Source organism: Lysobacter enzymogenes (assembly GCF_900106525.1).
Classification (GTDB): Bacteria; Pseudomonadota; Gammaproteobacteria; order Xanthomonadales; family Xanthomonadaceae; genus Lysobacter; species Lysobacter enzymogenes.
On the sequence record NZ_FNOG01000004.1, the window covers coordinates 143250 to 165103 of the forward strand.

Annotated in this window: 16 protein-coding genes; 11 read left to right on the forward strand and 5 right to left on the reverse strand. The window is 69.8% G+C overall.

The annotated features are described in order from the left end of the window. Nucleotides 1-177: 177 nt before the first annotated feature. From BLU84_RS11560 to greB, 3 genes are all read left to right on the forward strand, one after another. Nucleotides 178-1713, forward strand: coding sequence for a helicase HerA-like domain-containing protein (locus BLU84_RS11560; protein WP_074866955.1), 1536 nt, complete (start codon nt 178-180; stop codon nt 1711-1713). A gap of 133 nt (nt 1714-1846) precedes the next feature. Beyond that, on the forward strand, nt 1847-2344 hold the full coding sequence (locus BLU84_RS11565) for a copper resistance protein NlpE (protein ID WP_170849150.1): 498 nt from the start codon (nt 1847-1849) through the stop codon (nt 2342-2344). 196 nt (nt 2345-2540) lie between these two features. After that, nucleotides 2541-3053 carry a transcription elongation factor GreB gene (greB, locus tag BLU84_RS11570; protein ID WP_074866957.1) on the forward strand — a complete coding sequence of 171 codons (513 nt, stop codon included), beginning with the start codon at nt 2541-2543 and terminating at the stop codon, nt 3051-3053. A 400-nt stretch (nt 3054-3453) separates the two neighbouring features. Here greB and BLU84_RS11580 read toward each other — a convergent pair whose 3' ends face one another. After that, complete coding sequence (locus BLU84_RS11580) at nt 3454-3861, reverse strand: hypothetical protein (RefSeq protein WP_074866961.1); 408 nt, start codon at nt 3859-3861, stop codon at nt 3454-3456. A gap of 122 nt (nt 3862-3983) precedes the next feature. Here BLU84_RS11580 and BLU84_RS11585 point away from each other — a divergent pair, with 122 nt between their 5' ends. From BLU84_RS11585 to BLU84_RS11600, 4 genes are all read left to right on the forward strand, one after another. Beyond that, entirely contained in the window at nt 3984-4799 is an 816-nt protein-coding gene (locus tag BLU84_RS11585; protein ID WP_074866963.1) for an MmyB family transcriptional regulator, read from the forward strand. A gap of 487 nt (nt 4800-5286) precedes the next feature. Next, nucleotides 5287-5928, forward strand: a complete 642-nt coding sequence (locus BLU84_RS27760; RefSeq protein ID WP_233431121.1) for an ArsR/SmtB family transcription factor — start codon at nt 5287-5289, stop codon at nt 5926-5928. A gap of 25 nt (nt 5929-5953) precedes the next feature. Continuing rightward, nucleotides 5954-6505: an SRPBCC family protein gene (locus tag BLU84_RS11595; protein WP_074866966.1), complete on the forward strand. Its 552-nt coding sequence runs from the start codon at nt 5954-5956 to the stop codon at nt 6503-6505. Nucleotides 6506-6592: 87 nt separating this feature from the next. Beyond that, nucleotides 6593-7072, forward strand: a complete 480-nt coding sequence (locus BLU84_RS11600) for an FKBP-type peptidyl-prolyl cis-trans isomerase (RefSeq protein ID WP_425479378.1) — start codon at nt 6593-6595, stop codon at nt 7070-7072. A gap of 104 nt (nt 7073-7176) precedes the next feature. On the opposite strand, the gene BLU84_RS11605 is transcribed toward BLU84_RS11600, so the two are convergent. The 3 genes from BLU84_RS11605 to BLU84_RS27170 all read right to left on the reverse strand — a co-directional run bounded on the left by BLU84_RS11605 (nt 7177) and on the right by BLU84_RS27170 (nt 9093). After that, nucleotides 7177-8166, reverse strand: a complete 990-nt coding sequence (locus BLU84_RS11605; protein WP_074866968.1) for an LLM class flavin-dependent oxidoreductase — start codon at nt 8164-8166, stop codon at nt 7177-7179. Between the two features lie 240 nt (nt 8167-8406). Next, nucleotides 8407-8880, reverse strand: a complete 474-nt coding sequence (locus tag BLU84_RS27165) for a hypothetical protein (protein WP_074866970.1) — start codon at nt 8878-8880, stop codon at nt 8407-8409. 60 nt (nt 8881-8940) lie between these two features. After that, a complete protein-coding gene (locus BLU84_RS27170) occupies nt 8941-9093 on the reverse strand; it encodes a hypothetical protein (protein WP_170849151.1) in 153 nt (50 codons plus the stop codon). A gap of 314 nt (nt 9094-9407) precedes the next feature. Here BLU84_RS27170 and BLU84_RS11615 point away from each other — a divergent pair, with 314 nt between their 5' ends. The 3 genes from BLU84_RS11615 to BLU84_RS11625 all read left to right on the forward strand — a co-directional run bounded on the left by BLU84_RS11615 (nt 9408) and on the right by BLU84_RS11625 (nt 18778). After that, on the forward strand, nt 9408-15329 hold the full coding sequence (locus BLU84_RS11615; protein WP_074866972.1) for an alpha-2-macroglobulin: 5922 nt from the start codon (nt 9408-9410) through the stop codon (nt 15327-15329). A gap of 67 nt (nt 15330-15396) precedes the next feature. Continuing rightward, entirely contained in the window at nt 15397-17718 is a 2322-nt protein-coding gene (gene pbpC, locus BLU84_RS11620; protein ID WP_233431122.1) for a penicillin-binding protein 1C, read from the forward strand. Nucleotides 17719-17872: 154 nt separating this feature from the next. Next, nucleotides 17873-18778, forward strand: coding sequence for a hypothetical protein (locus tag BLU84_RS11625; protein WP_170849152.1), 906 nt, complete (start codon nt 17873-17875; stop codon nt 18776-18778). Between the two features lie 220 nt (nt 18779-18998). Here the strand turns inward: BLU84_RS11625 and BLU84_RS11630 are convergent, their stop codons facing one another. Beyond that, nucleotides 18999-20330, reverse strand: a complete 1332-nt coding sequence (locus tag BLU84_RS11630; RefSeq protein WP_074866978.1) for a PQQ-dependent sugar dehydrogenase — start codon at nt 20328-20330, stop codon at nt 18999-19001. A 394-nt stretch (nt 20331-20724) separates the two neighbouring features. On the opposite strand from BLU84_RS11630, the gene BLU84_RS11635 reads away from it, so the two are divergent. Further along, on the forward strand, nt 20725-21636 hold the full coding sequence (locus BLU84_RS11635) for a LysR family transcriptional regulator (RefSeq protein ID WP_074866979.1): 912 nt from the start codon (nt 20725-20727) through the stop codon (nt 21634-21636). Nucleotides 21637-21854 lie beyond the last annotated feature (218 nt).

The following is a 21854-nucleotide window of genomic DNA, read 5'->3' on the forward strand; positions in this document are numbered from 1 at the left end:
ATCAACACCCATACCGAACACCACTCGAACGAACCCCAAGACCACCCACCCCACCCCGCTTCACGAACCCGACACGCCTCCCGCTAGAATCGACCCCGCGCAAGTTCCCCCGAAACACCCAACGAACCACCCAACGAAACACCCCACGCACCACCCCACCGAACCACGGAAACGGACATGGCCCCGACCCCCGGCGACACCCAGAACGACATCCTGATCGGCAAGGCCGTGACCACCCCCGACAGCGGACAAGTGTTCCTGCACACCAAGCTCGGCAACCGCCACGGCCTGGTCGCCGGCGCCACCGGCACCGGCAAGACGGTCACCCTGATGACCTTGGCCGAAGGCTTCTCGCGCCAGGGCGTGCCGGTGTTCCTGGCCGACGTGAAAGGCGACGTCGCCGGCCTCGCCGTCGCCGGCGCCGCCAACGACAAACTGCAGGAGCGCCTGAAGGAGATCGGCGTCGCCGACTGGGCCCCGCAAGCCAACCCGGTGGTGTTCTGGGACCTGTTCGGCAAGCTCGGCCATCCGGTGCGCACCACCGTCAGCGAAATGGGCCCGACCCTGCTGGCGCGCATCCTCGAACTCAACGACACCCAGTCCGGCGTGCTCGACATCGTGTTCAAGCTCGCCGACGACCGCGGCCTGCTGCTGCTCGACCTGGAAGACCTGCGCGCCCTGCTCGGCCTGGTCGCCGACGAGCGCAAGGACATCTCCACCAGCTACGGCCTGGTCAGCGCGCAGTCGATCGGCGCGATCCAGCGCTCGCTGCTGCGCCTGGAGCAGGACGGCGGCGACCATTTCTTCGGCGAGCCGGCGCTGGAACTGGCCGACCTGATGCGCACCACCCCCAACGGCCACGGCGTGGTCAACGTGCTCGCCGCCGATTCGCTGATCCTCAAGCCGCGCCTGTACTCCAGCTTCCTGCTGTGGCTGCTGTCGGAGCTGTTCGAACAACTGCCCGAAGTCGGCGACCTCGACCGGCCCAAGCTGGTGTTCGTGTTCGACGAAGCGCACCTGCTGTTCGACGACGCCCCGGCCGCGCTGCAGCAGCGCGTCGAGCAAGTGGTGCGGATCATCCGCTCCAAGGGCGTGGGCGTGTACTTCTGCTCGCAGTTCCCCGACGACATCCCCGACAACATCCTCGGCCAGCTCGGCAACCGCGTGCAGCACGCGCTGCGCGCGTTCACCCCGCGCGACCAGAAGGCCGTGCGCACCGCCGCGGAAACCTTCGTGCCGAATCCGGCCTTGAACGTGGCCGAAGCGATTTCCAAGCTCGGCACCGGCGAAGCCCTGGTCTCGACCCTGCAGGACAAGGGCGTGCCGATGCCGGTCGAACGCACCCTGGTGGCGCCGCCGCGCTGCCGCATGGGCGCGATCACCGAGGCCGAACGCGTCCAGGTCCGCGCCGGCAGCCCGATCGGCGGCAAGTACGACACCGAGGTCAACCGCGAATCGGCCGCCGAAATGCTGGCCAAGCGCGCCGACACCGCGGCCGAACAGGCCCAGGCGCCGCCGGCCAAGACCCGCGAGCAGGACGACCAGGAAGAAGGCGGCTTCGGCCAGGCGGTCAAGGACGCGGTGTTCGGCACCAAACGCCGCCAGGGCATGGTCGAGACCATGGCCAAGCAGACCGCGCGCACGGTCGGCACCCAGGTCGGCCGGCAGATCCTGCGCGGCCTGCTCGGCGGCATCTTCGGCGGCAAGCGCTGACCGACGAAGCGACGGGCGGCGGACGCGAACAGCGAGAACGCGAAGACTGAGAAACCGCTCGCTTTCGCCCGCCTCCCGCTCCACTACGCTCACCGCTCGCTGCAAAATCCCGAATCCGCATCAGGAGCCGCATGTGAATCGCAAACTGCTCGCCCTCGCCTGTCTCGCCACGCTCGCGTTGAGCGCTTGCAATAAACCAACCGAAGCGTCGAAAGCCCCCGCCGAAACCACCCCGGCGCCGGAAACCGCCCCAGCTCCCGAACCCGCCCCGGCGCCCGCCGCCGAAGCCGCGCCCGCCGCGTTCGACGCCGCCGCCTTCGCCGGCACCTTCAGCGGCACCCTGCCCTGCGCCGATTGCAGCGGCATCGACACCAAGCTCGCGCTCAAGGCCGACGGCAGCTACGCCATCGACGAGAGCTACCAGGGCAAGAAGGACGGCCAGTTCAAGGGCGACGGCACCTGGACCGCGGAAGACAACGGCAAGCGCGTGCGCCTGGACCCGAACAGCAAGAGCGATGACGACCGCCTGTTCGAGATCGTCTCCAAGGACGAGATCCGCATGCTCGACACCGAAGGCAAGAAGATCGACTCGCAGCTCGATTACAGCCTCAAGCGCGCCGCTGGGCAGTAATCGCGCCGGTTCGTATCGCCCCTGTAGGAGCGGCGCGAGCCGCGACCGCGACACCGCAGTTACGACGCAAGTGAGGTGTCGCGGTCGCGGCTCGCGCCGCTCCTACAGGGGGTAAACCGGTTTTCGCGTCGATTCGCTTGAACCGCGCCGCGCGCTCTGCGATAACGTCGGCCCCGCTGTTGCGAGTACCGCCGCCATGGGCCGTTGGCGCCCGCCCGCCGAACACAGCACCGCGCTGATCACCCGCGAGGGCCACGCGCGCCTGAAGCACGAGCTCGACGAGCTGTGGCGGCTGCGCCGTCCCGAGGTGGTCAAGGCGCTGGCCGCGGCCGCGGCCGAGGGCGACCGCTCCGAGAACGCGGAATACACCTACCGCAAGAAGCAGCTGGCCGAGATCGACCGGCGCGTGCGCTATCTCAGCAAGCGCCTGCCGCTGCTGCGGGTGATCGAGTCCACGCCCAGCGATCCGCAGTCGGTGTTCTTCGGCGCCTGGGTCGAGGTCGAGGACGTCGCCAGCGGCGAGCTGGCGCGCTATCGCATCGTCGGCCCGGACGAAACCGACGCCCGGCTCGGCCACATCAGCATCGATTCGCCGCTGGCGCGGGCCATGCTCAAGCGCCGCGTCGACGACGAGTTCGAGGCGGTGCTGCCGGGCGGGCCGGCGCGGTTCGCGATCGTCGAGGTTTCGTACGCGCCGCCGGCCGGCTGAAGCGCCGCTCGAGGCCTCGCGCGGTTGCGTTGTCGGCTGTAGGAGCGGCGCGAGTCGCGATCAACCGAAGCGGCGTGCGCGAGCGTTCTGTGTGAAGCCTGGATTTTGTAGCGCTGCATTGGAGCTTTCCGATTGCCGGCCTTTTCGGGTGATTGCGCTCGCGTGCACCTCTTCGGTTGGTCGCGGCTTGCGCCGCTCCTACAGGGCGAGCGGCCGGCTGACGCGGTCGGCGGGCGACCCGGCGAACGGCGCCGGCACGCGACAACCGAGCAGTTGCGGGCACCAGGCGCAACGCGGCGGCAGGTTGCGCGGCGGTGCGCTTCGCGCCGCCGGTTGCGCCGCCGCGGGCGGCGGCGGCGCTGACGGCGGCTCGATCGCGCGAGCGGCGTCCATCGCCGCCTCAGCCGCGCTGCTGCCGGCGCAGGCCGAAGTACTGCAGATCGGCGAACACCGCCACCACCGCCGCCTGCGCCAACACATACACCGTGCCCAGCGTGTTCGGCGCGATCGCTCCTTCCAGCCACACCAGCACCGACGCGGCGACCCAGGCCAGGTTGACCGCGATCAGCGTCCACGCCAGCGGCGCGGCGATCGTACGGCGGCTCAGGGTCCAGCCGAGGAAGGCGACCCAGGCCATCAGCACCAGGCCCGAGCCGCGCAGGAATCCGGCGTCGATCGCGGTCAGTCGCGCCAGCGGTTCGGCCGCGGCCAGTTGCAGCGCGCCGGCGGCGGCGGACACCGCGAGGTCGGCCTGGACCACGCGGCGCAGGAACAAGGCGGGATGAGTGCGGTGAGCGGCGATGGCCATGATGCGTTCTCCTGTCGAGTGTGGGTTCGTTTTGGACCGGGCCATCACACCGCGGCGCGTGCGTCCGGTCGATTACCTCGCAGGTAATGCCGGCGCCGGCGCGGCTGGGCTAAGGTGGCCGCATGAACGATTCCGCCCCCGTGGGCGAGCTGCTGCGCCAATGGCGCCAGCGCCGCCGTCTGACTCAATTCGATCTGGCCGAGATGGCCGAGATTTCGACCCGCCACGTCAGCTTCATCGAAACCGGCCGCTCGCTGCCGAGCCGGGCGATGCTGCTGCGCCTGGCCGACCGCCTGGACGTGCCGCTGCGCGAACGCAACGCGCTGATGACCGCGGCCGGGCTGGCGCCGATCTATGCCGAGCGCGCGCTCGACCATCCGGCGATGCGCGAGGCTTACGCCGCGGTCGAACTGGTGCTGTACGCGCACGAGCCGCATCCGGCGCTGGCGGTGGACCGGCACTGGAACCTGATCCAGCACAACCGCGCGCTGGCGCCGATGCTGGCCGGCGTCGCCGAGCATTTGCTGGCGGGCCCGGCCAATGTGTTGCGCGCGGCGCTGCATCCCGAAGGCATGGCGTCGAGCATCCTCAACCTGGGCGAATGGCGCGCGCACATCCTGCATCGGTTGCGTCATCAGATCCAGACCAGTCGCGATCCGGTGCTGGAGGCGCTTTACGCTGAGCTGGAGGCCTATCCGGCGCCTGCCGATTTCGATCCGGCGGAGCTGACCGGCGCTGCGCATGTGGCGGTGCCGTGTCGGATGCGTACGCCGTTCGGGGATTTGTCTTTCATCAGCACCACTACGGTGTTCGGTACGCCGATGGATGTGACGCTGGCTGAGTTGGCGATCGAGTCGTTTTTTCCGGCGGATGCGGTTACTGCGCAGGCGATGCGGGAGTTCGGGACGAGTTTGGCGCCTTCGGCTGCGGCTGGCTGAGGTGCGCTGGTGCAAGTCGCGCCGCGTTGAGGCTTGCATGGCTCGTGGGGTTCGCGGTCGCGGCTTGCGCCGCTCCTACAAGCGCTTCGGCAAGTTTCGTATCTCCCTGTAGGAGCGACGCAAGTCGCGACCAACCGCAGCGACTTAGCTCCGCCGAATTCGCCCGAAGACCCGAACTCCCACGCCGTCATTCCGGCGAAAGCCGGAATCCAACCGCAGCGACGTAGCTCCGCCGAACTCGCCCGAAGACCCGAAACTCCCACCCCGTCATTCCGGCGAAAGCCGGAACCCATTTTGATGTTGCTTGTGCTTTTCTCGTGACAACGAGTGAAGACAAGCCAAGATCAAAAGCTTCCGTCCGCAAGCGGCCGGGTCACTTTCTTTGTCTTGCCAAAGAAAGTAACCAAAGAAAGGCGCTTTCCCTGTTTTCGAATCAAGAGCCACTAAGGTTCGGAGCTGACGCGGGGATGCGCCACACAGGCCATCCATGGCCTGGGTGACGCACGGCGCGCGTCCTGCGCGCCGCCCTTTGGGTCTCTATTTGCCTGTGGCGAGTTCGGGGCGGCGGGGGGAGCTGAAAGCAAGAGCGAATGAGCAACGGCGGCAGCTGGCAACAAATCGGCTTGGCCAGGCCGCCGCCGCTCGTCGGCTCGCGGGCAAATATTTTACCAACTGGTTGACAGTCGTCCTGCCTGAGCGGATATTCAACTCCATGGTTGACTATCACTCCGAACGCCTCGACGCCCTGTTCCAGGCCCTCGCCGATCCCACCCGCCGGGCGATGCTGCGCCGGCTCGCCGAAGGCGAGCGCAATGTCGGTGAGTTGGCCGGTCCGTTCGACATGACCCTGGCCGCTGCGTCCAAGCACATCAAGGCGCTCGAACGCGCCGGTCTGGTCCGGCGCGAGGTGCGCGGGCGCATCCATGTGTGCCGGCTCGACGCCGAACCGCTGCACGGCGGTTTCGAATGGCTGCGCCATTACGAGCGCTTCTGGAACCAGCGCCTCGACGATCTCGAAGCGCTGCTGCGCGCCGAAGACCAAGCCGTTCCCGCCACGCCGGCGGATGCCGCGCCCCAACAAACGCCACCGCCCTCCCCCGGACCCAAACGGCGCAAGCCGCGCCCCTGACCCGCCCGCCTCCCTGGAGATCGCCATGAACCTGTCCGTCAACGACGCCTTCGGCGTCCTTACCGCTCCCGACTCGGTGCGCATCGAGCGCGTCCTGCCCGGCCCGATCGAACGCGTCTGGGCCTATCTCACCGAATCCGACAAGCGCCGCCGCTGGCTCGCCGCCGGCGATATGGACCTGCGCGTCGGCGGCGCGGTCGAACTCAACTTCGACAACGCCCGCCTCACCCGCAACGACGATCCGCCGCCGGCCAAGTACGCGAACGACTGCGTCAACACCATGCGCGGCCGGATCACCGCGATCGAACCGCCGCACCGGCTCAGCTACACCTGGAACGAAGAATCCGGCAGCAAGTCGGAAGTGACCTTCCTGTTGAGCGAGCAAGGCGATCAGGTGCAGTTGGTGGTCGAACATCGCCATCTGTCCAACCGCAGCGGCCTGGTCAGCGTGTCCGGCGGCTGGCACGCGCATCTGGGCCTGCTGATCGACGTGCTGGCGCAGCGCGAACCGGAAGGATTCTGGCGCACCCACGGCCGCCTGGACGCCGAGTACGAACGGCGCATCCCGCAGGCCTGAGCGGCTCGGGCTAAGCTGTGCGTCCTATCGCACAGCGTTCCGAGGTCGTCCGTGGCAGCAGCGTCGCGTTCCATCGTTTTCACCGCTCTGCGCGCACCGGCGCTGGCCGCGTTGCTGGCCGGCGCCGCGCTGACCCTGGCCGGCTGCCAGCGCCCGTCCGCGCAGGAAGAACAGGCGGCGGCCGCGCCCAAGGTTCTGCACGGCCGCATCGACCAGTTCCAGGCCATCGACGAGCGCGTCGGCACCGGCGCGGTCGCCCAGTCCGGGCAGGAAGTGATCGTGCAGTACACCGGCTGGTTCTTTGACGAAACCGCCGCGAACAAGCGCGGCAGCAAGTTCGACAGTTCCTACGACCGCAACGGCCGGCCTTTCAGCTTCCTGCTCGGCGCCGGCCGGGTGATCCGCGGCTGGGACGACGGCGTGGCCGGCATGCGCGTGGGCGGCAAGCGGGTGCTGATGATTCCCTCCGACCTCGCCTACGGCAAGGACGGCGCCGGCGGCGGTGCGATTCCGCCGGATGCCTCGCTGGTGTTCGAAGTGGAGTTGATCGGGATCGAGGCGCGCTGAGCGCGCGTCGCAGCGCGGCGCAGGCCGCGCTTTGGCTCAACGCAAACGACGACGGCGCGCGGATCCCGCGCGCCGTCGTCGTTTTCAGCTCCGCACGCTGCGGCTCAAGCCAGCGAACGCAACGCCTGCGCGGCCAGTTCGAACGAACGCAGCCGCGCGCCGTGCTCGAAGATGTTGGCCGTGACCATCAGTTCGTCGGGCAGGTGCCGCTCCACGAACGCGGCGATGCCGGCGGCGACTTCGCCCGGGTCGCCGACCACTGCGCAGGCCAGCGCCTGGGCCACGCCGGCCTTCTCCAGCGGCGTCCAGAAACTTTCGATGTCGTCGATCGGCGGCGGGATCAGCCCGGGCCGGCCGCGGCGCAGATTGACGAAGGCCTGCTGCTGGGTGGTGAACAAGCGCCGCGCCTCGCCCGAAGACGACGCCGCGACCACGTTCAAGGCCAGCATCGCGTGCGGCGCCTGCAAGCGCGCGGACGGCTGGAAATCGCGCCGATACAGGCTCAGCGCCTGGTCCATCGCGTCCGGCGCGAAGTGCGAGGCGAACGCGAACGGCAGGCCCAGTTGCGCGGCCAGGCGCGCGCTGAACAGACTCGAGCCCAGCAGCCACACCGGCACCTCCAGCCCGGCGCCGGGCACCGCGCGCACCGCCTGCTGCGGCTGCGCCGGTTCGAAGTAGTGCAGCAGTTCGGCCACGTCCTGCGGGAAGCTGTCGGCGCCGTCGTAGTAGCGGCGCAGCGCGCGCGCGGTGGCGTGGTCGGTGCCGGGCGCGCGGCCCAGGCCCAGGTCGATGCGGCCGGGATACAGCGAAGCCAGGGTGCCGAACTGTTCGGCCACCTGCAGCGGCGCGTGGTTGGGCAGCATGATGCCGCCGGCGCCGACGCGGATGGTCGAGGTGCCGCCGGCGAGATGGCCGATCAGCACCGCGGTGGCGGCGCTGGCGATGCCGGGCATGTTGTGGTGTTCGGCCAGCCAATAGCGGGTGTAGCCGAGCGCTTCGGCGTGGCGGGCGAGGTCGAGGCTGTTGGCGAAGGCCTGGCGGGTGTCGCTGCCCTCGGTGACGGGGGCGAGGTCGAGGACGGAGTACGGCAGCATGCGGGGGTCGGCGCTCCGGAGGGGATCGTTACGATCTGGGGCCGGGCGGCGGGGGAATCCAGCGTGGGATTGGGGAAGGATGGGCGCGAGTGTGTTGCCGCATGGGCTTGGCTGCGTGGCCCTCATCCGCCCCTTCGGGGCACCTTCTCCCGCACGCGGGAGAAGGAACAGCACGTGGCTACGTCGCCTAAAGCCCCTCTCCCGCTTGCGGGAGAGGGGTTGGGGTGAGGGCCGCGCCCCTCAAAACAACTCGAACACCAACCCCTCACGCTCGTTGTCCCACACCGTGCACACCACCCACCAGCGCCCGTGCTCATGGCAGACCTGGATGCTGTTGGCCCCGCGCTTGAGCAGCACCGGCGAACCCGGCGCCGGCCGCGCGTCGTACTTGCTCCACACGTGCGCGATCTGGCCGAAACGCTCGATCCGCTGATCGGTCTCGACTTCGAAGAAATCGGTCTGGGCGAACAAGGGCTCGACATCGGCGATGTACTGCTCCACGTCGAACACCACCGCGCGGGTCGAACCGTCGGCCTCGACCACGGTGCGCAGGCTCAACGCGCGCGGGTGCATCAGGTAGCGAAAGCGCGCCCAGTCGCGCGCCGCGCCGGCCGGACCGGAGATGCATTCGTACACCGCCCGCACCAGGCGGCCGATGTCCTGGGTGTCGGCGATCCAGTGCGCGGGAACGGCGGCGGACGGCGAATCGGGCATGGCGGCGAACTCCTGTCGGAACGGGATGGGCGGGGACGGCGCCGGGACTAAGGCGCCGGACTAGAACGGCATCGGCCAACCGGCCAGCGGCGCGATCAGCCAGTAGAGCCCGCCGAGCACCAGCAGCCACATCGCCGAGCGCAACGCGAACCCGACCAGCTTGAACGCCAGCCACAAGGCCGCGACGACCACCAACAAGGCGACGATGTCCATGCATGCTCCAGCGCAAAACGGCCCCGAGCTTACCCCGCCGGCGACGCGCCCGCCCCCTGCCATTGCTCCCGTGTCGCCGCGTCCGCACCGCGATGCACTCAAGCGCACCGCGGCCAGCAATAAAAAAATCTCGACAAGCCGACGAACGGCAGGAACAATTTCCTAACATTTGGGTCTACTGGTTCCGACACCGCCGCGCCGCGCGCCACAACGCACGACGCCGCCGCAGTCGGCGCAAAACTCATCGGGGACCGGCCGGGTCAAGGAACGCCCGGCCCGGCACTGGCCACCGCACCACGGATCGGAACATCGCAATGCAAACCACGCCCTCGCCGTCGCAACCGGCTCCCCCCGCGGAGGCCGGCGCGTCCGGCCGCGCCAACGCCTGGACCCGCGCCACCCAGGCCGTGTTCGGCCAGATGGCGTGGACGCCGCCGCCGTGGTTGGCCGCGCTGATCGCGCGCATCCGGCAGCGCCCCGGCCTTTACCTGGGCAGCCTGCTCGGCCTGCTCGTCGCGGCCTGGCTCGCGCACTGGCTGATCACCCGGCCCAAGCCGGTGATCCCCGGCGCGCTCAGCGTCGAGCTGCACGCGCCCGAACTCACCGACTACGAGCGCAAGCCGCCGACCGTGCAACGGCTGAGCCTGACCTTCTCCGACTCGGCCGCCCCGCTCAAGCAGATCGGCAACGCGCCGGTCGGGGTGAGCCTGTCGCCCGAGCTCAAGGGCGCGTGGACCTGGGAAGACGACAAGACCCTGGTGTTCGTCCCCGCCACCGACTGGCCGGTCAAGACCAAATACAAGGTCGAGATCGATCCGCAGACCAGCGTGGCGCCCAAGGTGGCGCTGCAGGAACACGAATTCGAATTCGAGACCGCGCCGTTCAAGGCCGAGCTGTCCAACAGCGAGTTCTATCAAGACCCGCAGGATCCGGCGCTCAAGAAGGGCGTGTTCGAACTGAAGTTCTCCCACCCGGTCGATGAGGCGCAGTTGCAGCGCCGCGTCGTCCTGGCCCTGGTCGACGGCGGCGGCAGCGCCCAGGCCGCACCCAAGTACACCCTCACCTACGACGACAGCCGGCTCAAGGCCTGGGTCCACTCCGAACCGCTGAAGCTGCCGGAGAACGGCGGCACCCTCACCCTCGACGTCGCCGCCGGCGTGGTCAGCGCGCTGGGCGGCGAAGGCAGCCCGGAAAAACTCTCGGCGCAGGTCAAGCTGCCGTCGCTGTACAGCGTCAATATCGACGATGTAACCACCACCTTGGTCGAGAACGAGCGCTTCGAACCCGAGCAGGCGCTGGTGCTGAGCTTCAACAACGCCATGCGCGACACCGACGTGGCCGGCGCGACCCGCGCCTGGCTGCTGCCGGCCAAGGACCCGCGCCGCCCGGCCAAGGAACAAAGCGGCAACCGCTCCTGGTCCACCGGCGATGTCGACGAGGCCGTGCTCAAGGCCGCCGCGCCGCTGCCGCTGAGCCCGATCCCGGCCGAACGCGAATACACCGCGGTGCACAGCTTCAAGTTCCAGGCGCCGCCGGATCGTTATGTCTACGTGCGCGTCAACAAGGGCCTGAAGGCGTTCGGCGGCTTCCTGCTCGGCCGCGACCACGCCGTCGCCCTGCGCGTGCCCGAATACCCCAAGCTGCTGCGCTTCGTCGGCGAAGGCGCGCTGCTGTCGCTGCGCGGCGAACGCCGGATCAGCGTGGTCTCGCGCAACGTGCCGCGGGCGCGGCTGGAGATCGCGCGGATCCTGCCGGAGCAGATCCAGCACCTGGTGGTCGACAACCGCGGCGGCTACGCCACCCCGCGCATGTACAACATCGATGCCGACAGCCTGGTCGAGCGCGAGGAGCGCCGCCTGACCCTGCCGGCCGAGGATCCGGCCAAAGCCCATTACGAAGGCGTGGACCTGGGCGCCTACCTCAAGCCCAACCGCCGCGGCGTGTTCCTGCTGAGCCTGCGCACGATGAGCGACAGCGACGCCGAACGCCCGAGCGAGGAAACCCTCGCCGACGACGCCGGCAGCGAAGAGGACAGCCGCCTGGTCGTGCTCACCGACCTGGGCATCGCGGTCAAGCAAGGCCTGGACGGCCGCCGCGACGTGTTCGTGCAATCGCTGTCCAACGGCACGCCGGTGGCCGGCGCGCGGGTGCGCGCGGTGGCGCGCAACGGCGAGACCCTGGTCGAAGCCGACACCGACGCCAGCGGCCGCGCCCAGTTGCCGTCGCTGAAGGGCTTCAAGCGCGAGAAGCAGCCGGCCATGCTGACCGTCAGCCAGGGCGAGGACTATTCGTTCCTGCCGATCGACGACTACCAGCGCAAGCTCGACTACTCGCGCTTCGACATCGGCGGCGAACCCAACGACATCGAAGCCGGCGCGCTCAACGCGTTCCTGTTCTCCGACCGCGGCCTCTACCGTCCGGGCGACACCGTCAACATCGGCATGATCGTGCGCGCCGCCGACTGGAAGCGCCCGCTCGCCGGCCTGCCGCTGGAATGGGAGTTCACCGACCCGCGCGGCAACGTGGCCAAGCGACAGAAGCTCAAGCTCAGCGAACAGGGCTTCGAAAGCGCCAGCTTCGCGCCCAGCGAGAGCGCGCCCAGCGGCACCTGGCAGGTGCAGTTGTTCCTGCTCGGCCGCGACGACCAGCGCACCAGCATCGGCTCGACCTCGGTGCAGGTGCGCGAGTTCGCGCCGGACACGATGAAGGTCGCGGTCAAGCTGTCGGCCGACAACCCGCGCGGCTGGATCAAGCCCGACCAGCTCTCGGCCGTGGTCAGCGCCGAGAACCTGTTCGGCACCCCGGCGCAGCAGCGCAAGGTCGAAGGCACGATGGTGCTGCGCCCGTACCTGCCGCGCTTCGCCCAGTACCCGGGCTATCAGTTCTCCGACCCGCAGGCCGCGCGCGAAGGCTACGACGAGGCGCTCAGCGATCAGACCACCGACGCCCAGGGCCAGGCCACCTTCAAGCTCGACCTGACCAAGTACGAGCGCGCGACCTACCAGCTCAGCTTCCTGGCGCGCGCGTTCGAACCCGGCAGCGGCCGCAACGTCGCCGCGCAGACCAGCGCGCTGGTGTCCAACAACGACTTCCTGGTCGGGATCAAGGCGGCCGATTCGCTCGACTACATCCAGCGCGGCGCCAAGCGCTCGCTGCAACTGCTCAGCATCGGCCAGGACGGCGAGCCCAAGCCGGTGCCGGGCCTGCGCGCGGTGGTGGTGGAAAAGCGCTACGTCTCGGTGCTGACCAAGCAGGATTCGGGCCTGTACCGCTACGTCTCGCACGAGCGCCGCTACGACCTGCGCGAGCAGCCGCTGGCCCTGGCCGGCGGCCGCCAGAGCGTGGCCCTGCAGACCGACCAGCCCGGCGACTTCGTGGTCGAAGTGCGCGGCAGCGACGGCAAGGTGCTCAATCAGATCGGCTACCGCGTGGCCGGCGCGGCCAACCTGTCGCGCTCGCTGGAACGCAACGCCGAACTCGGCCTGACCCTGTCCAAGCCCAGCTACAAGCCCGGCGAGACCATCGAGGTCAGCATCCGCGCGCCCTACCCCGGCGCCGGCCTGATCACGATCGAGCGCGACAAGGTCTACGCCCACGCCTGGTTCCGCGCCGACAGCACCGCCAGCGTGCAGAAGATCGTGCTGCCGGCCGATTTCGAGGGCAACGGCTACGTCAACGTGCAGTTCCTGCGCGATCCGAACTCCGACGAGATCTACATGAGCCCGTTGTCGTTCGGCGTGGCGCCGTTCGCGGTCGACCGCAGCGCGCGCACCCAGCCGCTGAGCGTGTCGCTGCCGAAGGTGACCAAGCCGGGGCAGACGGTCAACGCGTCCATCACCACCGAAGGCAAGGCCCGGGTGGTGCTGTTCGCGGTCGACGAAGGCATCCTGCAGGTCGCGCGCTACCGCGTCGGCGAACCGCTGGACCACTTCTTCCGCAAGAAGATGCTGCAGGTCGACACCGCGCAGATCCTCGACCTGCTGCTGCCGGAGTTCAGCCGCATCGTCGCCGGCGCCGCGCCGGGCGGCGACGGCGAAGGCGGCATGGCCAAGCACCTCAATCCGTTCAAGCGCAAGACCGAGAAGCCGGCGGTGTGGTGGTCGGGCATCGTCGATGTCGACGGCCGCCGCGAGTTCCCGTTCGTGCTGCCCGACCACTTCAACGGCAAGGTGCGGGTGGTGGCGGTAGCGGTGACGCCGCAGCGCATCGGCATCGTCCAGGACGAGGCGATCATCCGCGGCGACTTCGTGCTTACCCCGACCCTGCCCACGCATGTGGCGCCGGGCGACGAGTTCGACCTGCCGGTCGGCGTGGCCAACACCATCGAAGGCGCCAAGCAGGCGTCGAAGGTGACGGTGAGCCTGCAACTGCCGCCGGGTCTGAGCCTGGCCGGCGCCGCGCCGGCGCCGGTGTCGATCGCCCCGCGCAGCGAAACCACGGTGCGCTTCCGGGTCCGCGCCGGCAACGCGCTGGGCGCGCTGCCGGTCGCCATCCAGGCGGTGTCGGGCACGTACAACGCCAAGCGCCGGATCGAACTGTCGCTGCGCCCGGCCATCGTCGCGCGCCAGGACCTGATCGCCGGCCGCGCCGACAAGCGCACGGTGATCCAGCCGCTGCGCGCGATGTTCGACCAGCAGGCCACGCGCCGGGTCTCGGCCTCGGTGTCGCCGCTGGTCGCGGTGGACGGGCTCAGCGCCTACCTCGCCGATTACCCGTATCAGTGCAGCGAGCAGGTGCTCAGCGGCGCGTTCCCGGCGCTGGTGCTGGGCGCGCATCCGGAACTGGGCAAGGTGGTCGCGGCTGGCAAGGGCGATCCGCGCCAGGCCGTGATCGACCTGCTGCGCGCGCGCCAGAACAGCGAAGGCGGCATCGGCCTGTGGACCGCCACGCCCGACGCCGACGACTTCGTCACCGGCTACGCCGCGCTGTACCTGATCGAAGCGCGCGAGCGCGGCCAGGCGGTGCCCGACGATCTGCTCAAGTCGCTCAACGGCTATCTGGAGCAGCGCGCCGCCGACCGCTCCGGCAACGACCTGCCGGCGCTGCGCCACCGCGCGCTCGCCGTGTACCTGCTGGTGCGCCAGGGCCGTACCGCGAGCAACCTGCTCAGCGCGGTGCACGAGCAGATCAAGCGCGACCAGCCCAAGACCTGGGAGAACGACGTCGCCGGCCTGCTGATCGCGTCGAGCTATCAGTTGCTGCAGCAGGACAAGCCGGCGCGCGCGCTGGCCACGGTGGCGCTGCGCCGGGCCAATGCGGCCGCAACCACGGTGCGCACGGCGTATGCGTCCTACTACGACGGCGGCATCGACCAGGCCTGGACCGTGTACCTGCTCAACCGCCACTTCGGCGCGATCAGCCGCGACCAGCTCAAGCAGACCGCGCTGGAGCGGCTGCTCGATCCGCTTCGCCACGACAGCTACAACACGCTGTCTTCGGCGCTGACCGTGCTGGCCCTGGACGCCTACGCTTCGGCCCAGCCGCAGCAGCCGCTGCCGGTGCTGGAAGCGGCCGGCAAGGACGGCAAGTCGCGCCGGATCGGCGCGGCCGCCGGCCTCATCAGCCGCGGCGACTTCGCCGGCGGCGACGTGCGGCTGTGGGTGGCGCCGGGCGGCGACGCGCCGGCGTGGTACCTGATCAACCAGAGCGGCTACGACCGCGTCGTGCCCAAGGCGGTGCAGGACAAGGGCCTGGAAGTGGTGCGCGACTACCTCGACGACGCCGGCAAGCCGGTGACCTCGATCAAGCAGGGCCAGGAAGTGACCGTGCGCCTGCGGGTGCGCGCGCTCGGCGCGCCGATGCGCGACAACATCGCGGTGGTCGATCTGCTGCCGGGCGGCTTCGAGACGGTGATGCAGTACGCCGCGCCCGCGGCCGCCGCCAGCCAGAGCAGCGCGTCGGAAGACGAGTGCGGCGAGGAATGCGGCGAAGGCGAGGAAGGCGACGGCGACGGACAACCCTCGCGCGACGGCCCCGACCCGAACGCGGCGCCGACGCAGACCCTGGCCCTGCCCGGCTCGAGCTTCCAGCCCCAGCACGTGGAACAGCGCGAGGACCGGGTGATCCTGTACGGCAGCATCGGCGGCCAGGCCAGCGAGTTCCGCTACAAAGTGCGCGCCAACAACAGCGGCAACTTCGTGGTGCCGCCGGCCTATGCCGAGTCGATGTACGAACGCTCGGTGTACGCGCAAGGCGGCCCGGCCGGGACGCTGCAGGTGACCGCGCCGACGCCGTGAGCCCGAAGCCATGAAGGTGTTGTCGTCCCTGCGCCGGGGACTGAAGCGATGGCGGTGGGCACTGATCGTGCTCATCGCCCTCGCCGCGGCGCTGACCGCTATCCGTTTCTACCCGCGCCCCGGCCTGGCCGACGCGATCCCGTTGTCGACCGTGGTGCGCGATCGCGAAGGCCGGCTGCTGCGGCTGGCTTTGGCCAGCGACCAGCGCTACCGCCTGTGGGTGCCGCTGGAAAACATCTCGCCGCAACTGGTCGAGTCGGTGATGCTGCAGGAGGATGCCTGGTTCTACTGGCATCCCGGCTTCAACCCGATCAGCCTGGTGCGCGGCGCGTGGTCGACCTACGGCAGCGGCGAGGCGCGCGTGGGTGGCTCGACCCTGACCATGCAGCTGGCGCGGTTGCGCTGGCGCCTGCAGACCCGCGACATCCGCGGCAAGCTGGTGCAGATCGCGCGCGCCGCGCAGTTGGAGCTGTGCTACTCCAAGCGCGAGATCCTCGAGGCTTATCTGAATCTGGCGCCCTACGGCGGCAACATCGAAGGCGTCGGCGCGGCCAGCCTGATCTATTACCGCAAGCCCGCCGGCGAGCTGACCCTGCCCGAATCGCTGGCGCTGGCGGTGCTGCCGCAGGCGCCGTCGCGGCGCGGCAAACTCGCCGCGCGCGACGACGACGCCTACTACATCGGCGCCGGCCTGGAAGCGGCGCGCGCGCGCCTGTACGCGCGCTGGCGCGAGCGCCATCCGCGCGACGCCGCCCAGGACGCGCTGCTGCGCCTGCCGCTGCGCCTGCACAGCGCGCGCGAACTGCCCTACCGCGCACCGCATCTGGTCGACCGGGTGCTGTCCGAACGCGCCTGGCATCCGCAGTCCGGGCCGGAACTGACCACCACCTTGGACCTGCGCCTGCAGCGCCTGCTCGAAGAACGGGTCGGCAACTACCTGCGCCGCGGCCGCGAGCGCGGCCTGCGCAACGCCAGCGCGATGCTGATCGACACCCGCGACATGGGCGTGCGCGCGCTGGTCGGCTCGGCCGATTACTTCGACGCGTCGATCCAGGGCCAAGTCAACGGCAGCGCCGCCAAGCGCTCGCCCGGCTCCACCCTGAAGCCTTTCATCTACGCGCTCGCGCTCGACCAGGGCGTGCTGCATCCGCAGACTGTGCTGCGCGACGTGCCCAGCGCGTTCGGGCCGTACACGCCGGAAAACTTCGACGGCCGCTTCATGGGCCCGGTCACCGCGACCGATGCGCTGGTGCGCAGCCGCAACATTCCCGCGGTCTACGTCGCCTCGCAACTCAAGCAGCCCAGTTTCTACGATTTCCTGCGCCAGGCCGGGGTCAGCCGCATGGCCAGCCGCGACCATTACGGCCTCGCCCTGGTGCTCGGCGGCGGCGAGGTGACGATGGAAGAGTTGGCGCGCATGTACGCCATGCTCGGCAACGACGGCCGCCTGCGCGCGCTGCGCTGGCGCGACAGCGACCCGGCCGAGGACGGCGCGCGCCTGCTCAGTGCCGAAGCCGCGTTCATCACCCGCGACATGCTGCGGCAGAATCCGCGGCCCGACGCCGGCTCGCAGTCGTCCTCGCGACCCTTGCCGGTGGCGTGGAAGACCGGCACCTCGTGGGCGTTCCGCGATGCCTGGAGCGCCGGTCTGGTCGGCCCCTACGTGCTGGTGGTGTGGCTGGGCAACTTCGACGGCTCCAGCAATCCGGCGCTGATCGGCGTGGAAGCGGCCGCGCCGCTGTTCTTCGACATCGTCGACGGCTTGCAGGCCGCGCGCGTGGATCTGGCCGAGCCGGTGCGGCAATGGCCGCTCAACCTCAAGCGGGTGGAGATCTGCCGCGCCAGCGGCGACCTGCCCAACGCCTGGTGCCCGCAGCGCGGCGTCACCTGGTTCATCCCGGGCAAGTCGCCGATCCGAATCAGCACCGTGCATCGCGCGGTGATCGTCGACAGCGCCAGCGGCAAGCCGGTGTGCGGGCGTTTCGATCCGGCGACGATGCGCCAGGAGGTCTACGAATTCTGGCCGTCCGATCTGGCCCAGGTGTTCGCCCAGGCCGGCATCCCGCGCCGCCGCCCGCCCGCCGGCCACGACTGCGGCGGCGCCCAGGACTGGCTCGGCAGCGCGCCGAGCATCACCTCGCCGTTCCGCGCCACCCGCTACACCATGCGCCTGTCGCATCCGGAGCAGTTGTCGCTGAGCCTGGCCGCGACCGTGGACGCCGACGTGTCGCGGCTGTACTGGTTCGTCGGCAACACCTTCATCGGCAGCGCCGAAGCCGGCAAGGCGCTGGCGTGGGCGCCGGACCGCACCGGGCAATTCCGCTTGTCGGTGGTGGACGATCACGGGCGCAGCGATCAGCGCGAGATCGAGGTGGCGGTGGTGCAGTGAGGCGCCATCGTTACCGCCGCTCGCACCCGCCATTACTACCGTCGCTCCCGTCCGCCGTCATTCCGGCGAAAGCCGGAATCCATTTTGCTGTTGCTCTCGCTCCGCGAAACATAGCGCAACGGCAAGATCAAAATGGATTCCGGCTTTCGCCGGAATGACGGTGCGTGGATTCCGGCTTCGCCGGAACGACGGTGGGCGGGTTCCGGCTTACTGGAACAACGGCGGGGCGGTTCCCGCTTTCGCTGCAATGACGGTGGCTGGGTTCGGGCTTGCGCCGGAACGACGGGAGGCGAGCGATCGCCGCAGCCACCCAGCCGGTATTCATCCCGCTTTCGCTCCGAAGGTTTACGGTGGCCGTACCTTCGCGCGAGATCACACCATGCTCCGTCCGATCATCGCCTGCTTCGCGCTCGCGGCCCTGGCCGGGACTGCGGGCGCCGCCACGCCGCAGCCGCCCGCTTCGTCCGCCCCGCAACCGCCGTCCGCAAGCCCGACACAGGCGCAGGACGTCGCCTTCGATCACATCCGCGGCTGCTGGATCCGCCGCGAAGAACGCGACGGCCGCGCCACTGCGCTGCTGCGGTTGCTGCCGCCGCCCGAGCATCCCGGCTGGCTCAACGGCCAGATTTCGCGCCCCGAAGGCGACGACCCGGACCGGCGCCTGCAACTGTGGTTCGCGCGCGACGGCCGCACCGCGGTGCTCGCCAGCCAGCTGCTCGCCGACCCGGCCCGAGCGCCGGCCGGCGGCAAGCCCGAGACGCAGATCCGCCCCTTGGCGAAAACCTATCCGCCCGGCCGCGCGCCGGGCTCGTCGCAATCGCTGGTGCTGATGCCGCAGCCGCGGATCGAATTCGTGCGCGTGCCGACGGTGACTGCGTTAACCGCGGATTGGCCGGCCGATGCGTTCAACGCCGACTACGTCGCCGGCGCCGCGACCAGCGGCACCCGCCGGCTGCGCGTGCAGGCCTCGCCGGAGCGGCTGACGCTGACCCTGCTCGCGGGCAGCGGCCAAGCGCGCGACCTGACCCTGTTCGACGGCCGCCGCGACGGGTGCGATTGAAGCGACGCGATTGAACCAGAACCATTGAACCGGGCGGCTGTGCAAGCGTGATTGAGAGAGCGTCGTTGAGCGCGCGCGATCGGGAGAGCCCGATCGCGCGAATGCGATCAACGGGCCCGACCGGTTGCGACCCACCGCATACGACCGAACGAACGCCCTCGAACCGCAGCGCCCTGACGGACCTCCCACAACGCAGGCGGTCCGGCCGCACGCGCCGCACTCACCCGCCCGCCGCCGTCACCCGCCACACCGTATTGCCGACATCGTCGCTGACCAACAGCGCGCCGCGCGCATCGATGCGCACATCGACCGGACGGCCCTGCGCCTGCTCGCGCGCATCCAGGAAGCCGCTCAGCACGTCCTGCGGCGCCCCCGCCGGCTTGCCGTCGGCGAACGGCACGAAGATCACCTTGTAGCCGCTCTTGGGCTTGCGGTTCCACGAGCCGTGCTGGCCGACGAACAGGCCTTGCGCGTACTGCGCCGGCAATTTCGCGCCCTGGGCGAAGGCGATGCCGAGCGAGGCGGTGTGCGGGCCGAGCGCGTAGTCCGGCGCGCGCGCCTTGGCCACCAGATCCGGCCGCGGCGGCTGCACGCGCTCGTCCACGTGCTGGCCGTAATAGCTGTACGGCCAACCGTAGAACGCGCCGTCCTCGACCGAGGTGATGTAGTCCGGCACCAGGTCGCTGCCGATCTCGTCGCGCTCGTTGACCGCGGTCCACAGCTTGCCGGTCGCCGGCTCCCAGGCCAGGCCGTTGGGATTGCGCAGGCCGGTGGCGAACAGGCGCTTCTCGCCGCTGGCCGGGTCGAGCTGCCAGATCGCCGCGCGGCCTTCCTCGGCGGCCATGCCGTTTTCGCCGACGTTGCTGTTGGAGCCGACGGTGACGTAGAGCTTGCTGCCGCTCGCGTCGGCGATGAGGTTCTTGGTCCAGTGATGATTGATGCCGGCCGGCAGGTCGGTCACCTTCTCGCCCGCACCGGCGATCGCGGTTTCGCCGGGGCGATACGCAAAGCGCCACACCGCGTCGGCGTTGGCGACGTAGAGGCGGTCACCGATCAGCGCCATGCCGAACGGCGAATGCAGGCCTTGCAGGAAGATCGTGCGGGTCTCGGCGACGCCGTCGCCGTCGGCGTCGCGCAGCAGGCTGATGCGGTCGGCGCTGGGCACCGCGGCGCCGGCCTTTTTCATGAAGCGCGCGGCGAACCAGGCCTTGATCCCGGACGGCTTGTGCTCGCTTTGCGGCGCGTTGCTCTCGGCCACCAGCACATCGCCGTTGGGCAGCACGTACAGCCAGCGCGGATGGTCCAGGCCCTGGGCGAAGGCGTTGACCGCCAGGCCCGGCGCGGGCGTGGGCTTGGCGCCGGCGGGCCAGCCGACTGCGGTGGCGATGTCGACGGTGGGGATCATCGTCGGATTGGGCGCCGGCAGCTGCGGCGCCGGGCCGGTGCCGTCGGCGACCTGCAGCTTGGCGCGCTCGCCGCAAGCAGCCAAGGCTAAGGCCAGCGGCGCCAGGGCGATCCAGCGCAGACGTTCGGAACGGGACGCAGCGCTCATGTCGGGGGCTCGTCGATAGGGCTTCGGGAGAATGCCGGTGCGGCGATTAAGCACGCGAGAAGGGGCGCGTGGGGGATGTTGTCGCGGCGGTAACGTGGCGGTCGCAGTCGCAATGCGATTGGCGTCGCGCATGTGCGGGCGGCCGGCGTGTGCGTGGGGCCACAAACGTTGGAGCTTCGTCGCGATGGAGCCCTGGATCCCCGCCTTCGCGGGGATGACGGTAGGAGGGGGTGCGGCCGCGTGGGAGATTGCGGCTCGTCGCGATGAAGCCCTGGATCCCCGCGTTCGCGGGGATGACGATAGGTGGGGGCGCGGCGGCGTGGGAGATTGCGGCTCGATGCGCCACGCGCAGCGGGATTCCGAAACCCGCGCGCGGCGGGCCTAGAATGCGGCGATGAAACTCACCCTCGACGAACTGCTCGCCTTCGTCAGCGTGGTCGACACCGGCTCGATCACCGCCGCCGCGCAGGCGCTGGACCAGACCGTCTCCGGCGTGAGCCGCGCGCTGAGCCGGCTGGAAGAAAAACTCGATACCACCCTGCTGCGCCGAACCACGCGCCGGCTGGAGCTGACCGAGGAAGGCGAGGCGATGCTGGCGCGGGCGCGGGCGATCCTGGCCAGCGTCGAGGACGCCGAGGAATCGCTGGCGCTGCGCCGCCAGCAGCCCGCCGGGCGGCTGCGGGTCAATGCCGCGTCCCCTTTCATGCTGCATGCGATCGTGCCCCTGGTCGGCGACTTCCGCCGCGCCTATCCGCAGGTCGAACTCGAACTCAACACCAACGACCAGATCATCGACCTGCTCGAACAGCGCACCGACGTGGCGATCCGCATCGGCCAGCTCACCGATTCGACCCTGCATGCGCGGCCGCTGCCGGGCAGCCGCCTGCGCGTGCTCGCCAGCCCCGCCTACCTGGCCGCGCGCGGCACCCCGCGCGAGGTCGCCGAACTGGCCGGCCACACCCTGCTCGGCTTCGCCCCGACCCAGACCCTCAACCGCTGGCCGCTGCGCGACGCCCACGGCAACGAACTCGACATTACCGCCGACCTGCACGCCTCCAGCGGCGAAACCCTGCGCCAACTCGCCCTGGCCGGCGAAGGCATCGTCTGCCTGTCCGACTTCATGACCCGCCGCGACCGCCGCGACGGCGCGCTGGTGCAGTTGTTCGCCGAGCGCACCCTGGACGTACGCCAGCCGATCAACGCGGTCTACTACCGCAACACCCAGCTGGCCTCGCGCATCGCCTGCTTCCTGGATTTCGTCGCCGCCCGGCTGGCGCCGCGCGGCGGCGAATCGGCGTGGGAATAGAAACCGCCCGAGATGCACGCCACAGCCCACCGTCATCCCCGCGAACGCGGGGATCCAGGGCCTCATCGCGACACAGCCCCCAGCCGCTGAAACCGCAAGCGCCAGTCTCGACGCGACGACAACCAAGCGTCGGCATCGATGTGGGAATGAAACCTCCCGAGATGCGCGCCCCTACCTACCGTCATCCCCGCGAAGGCGGGGATCCAGGGCTTCATCGC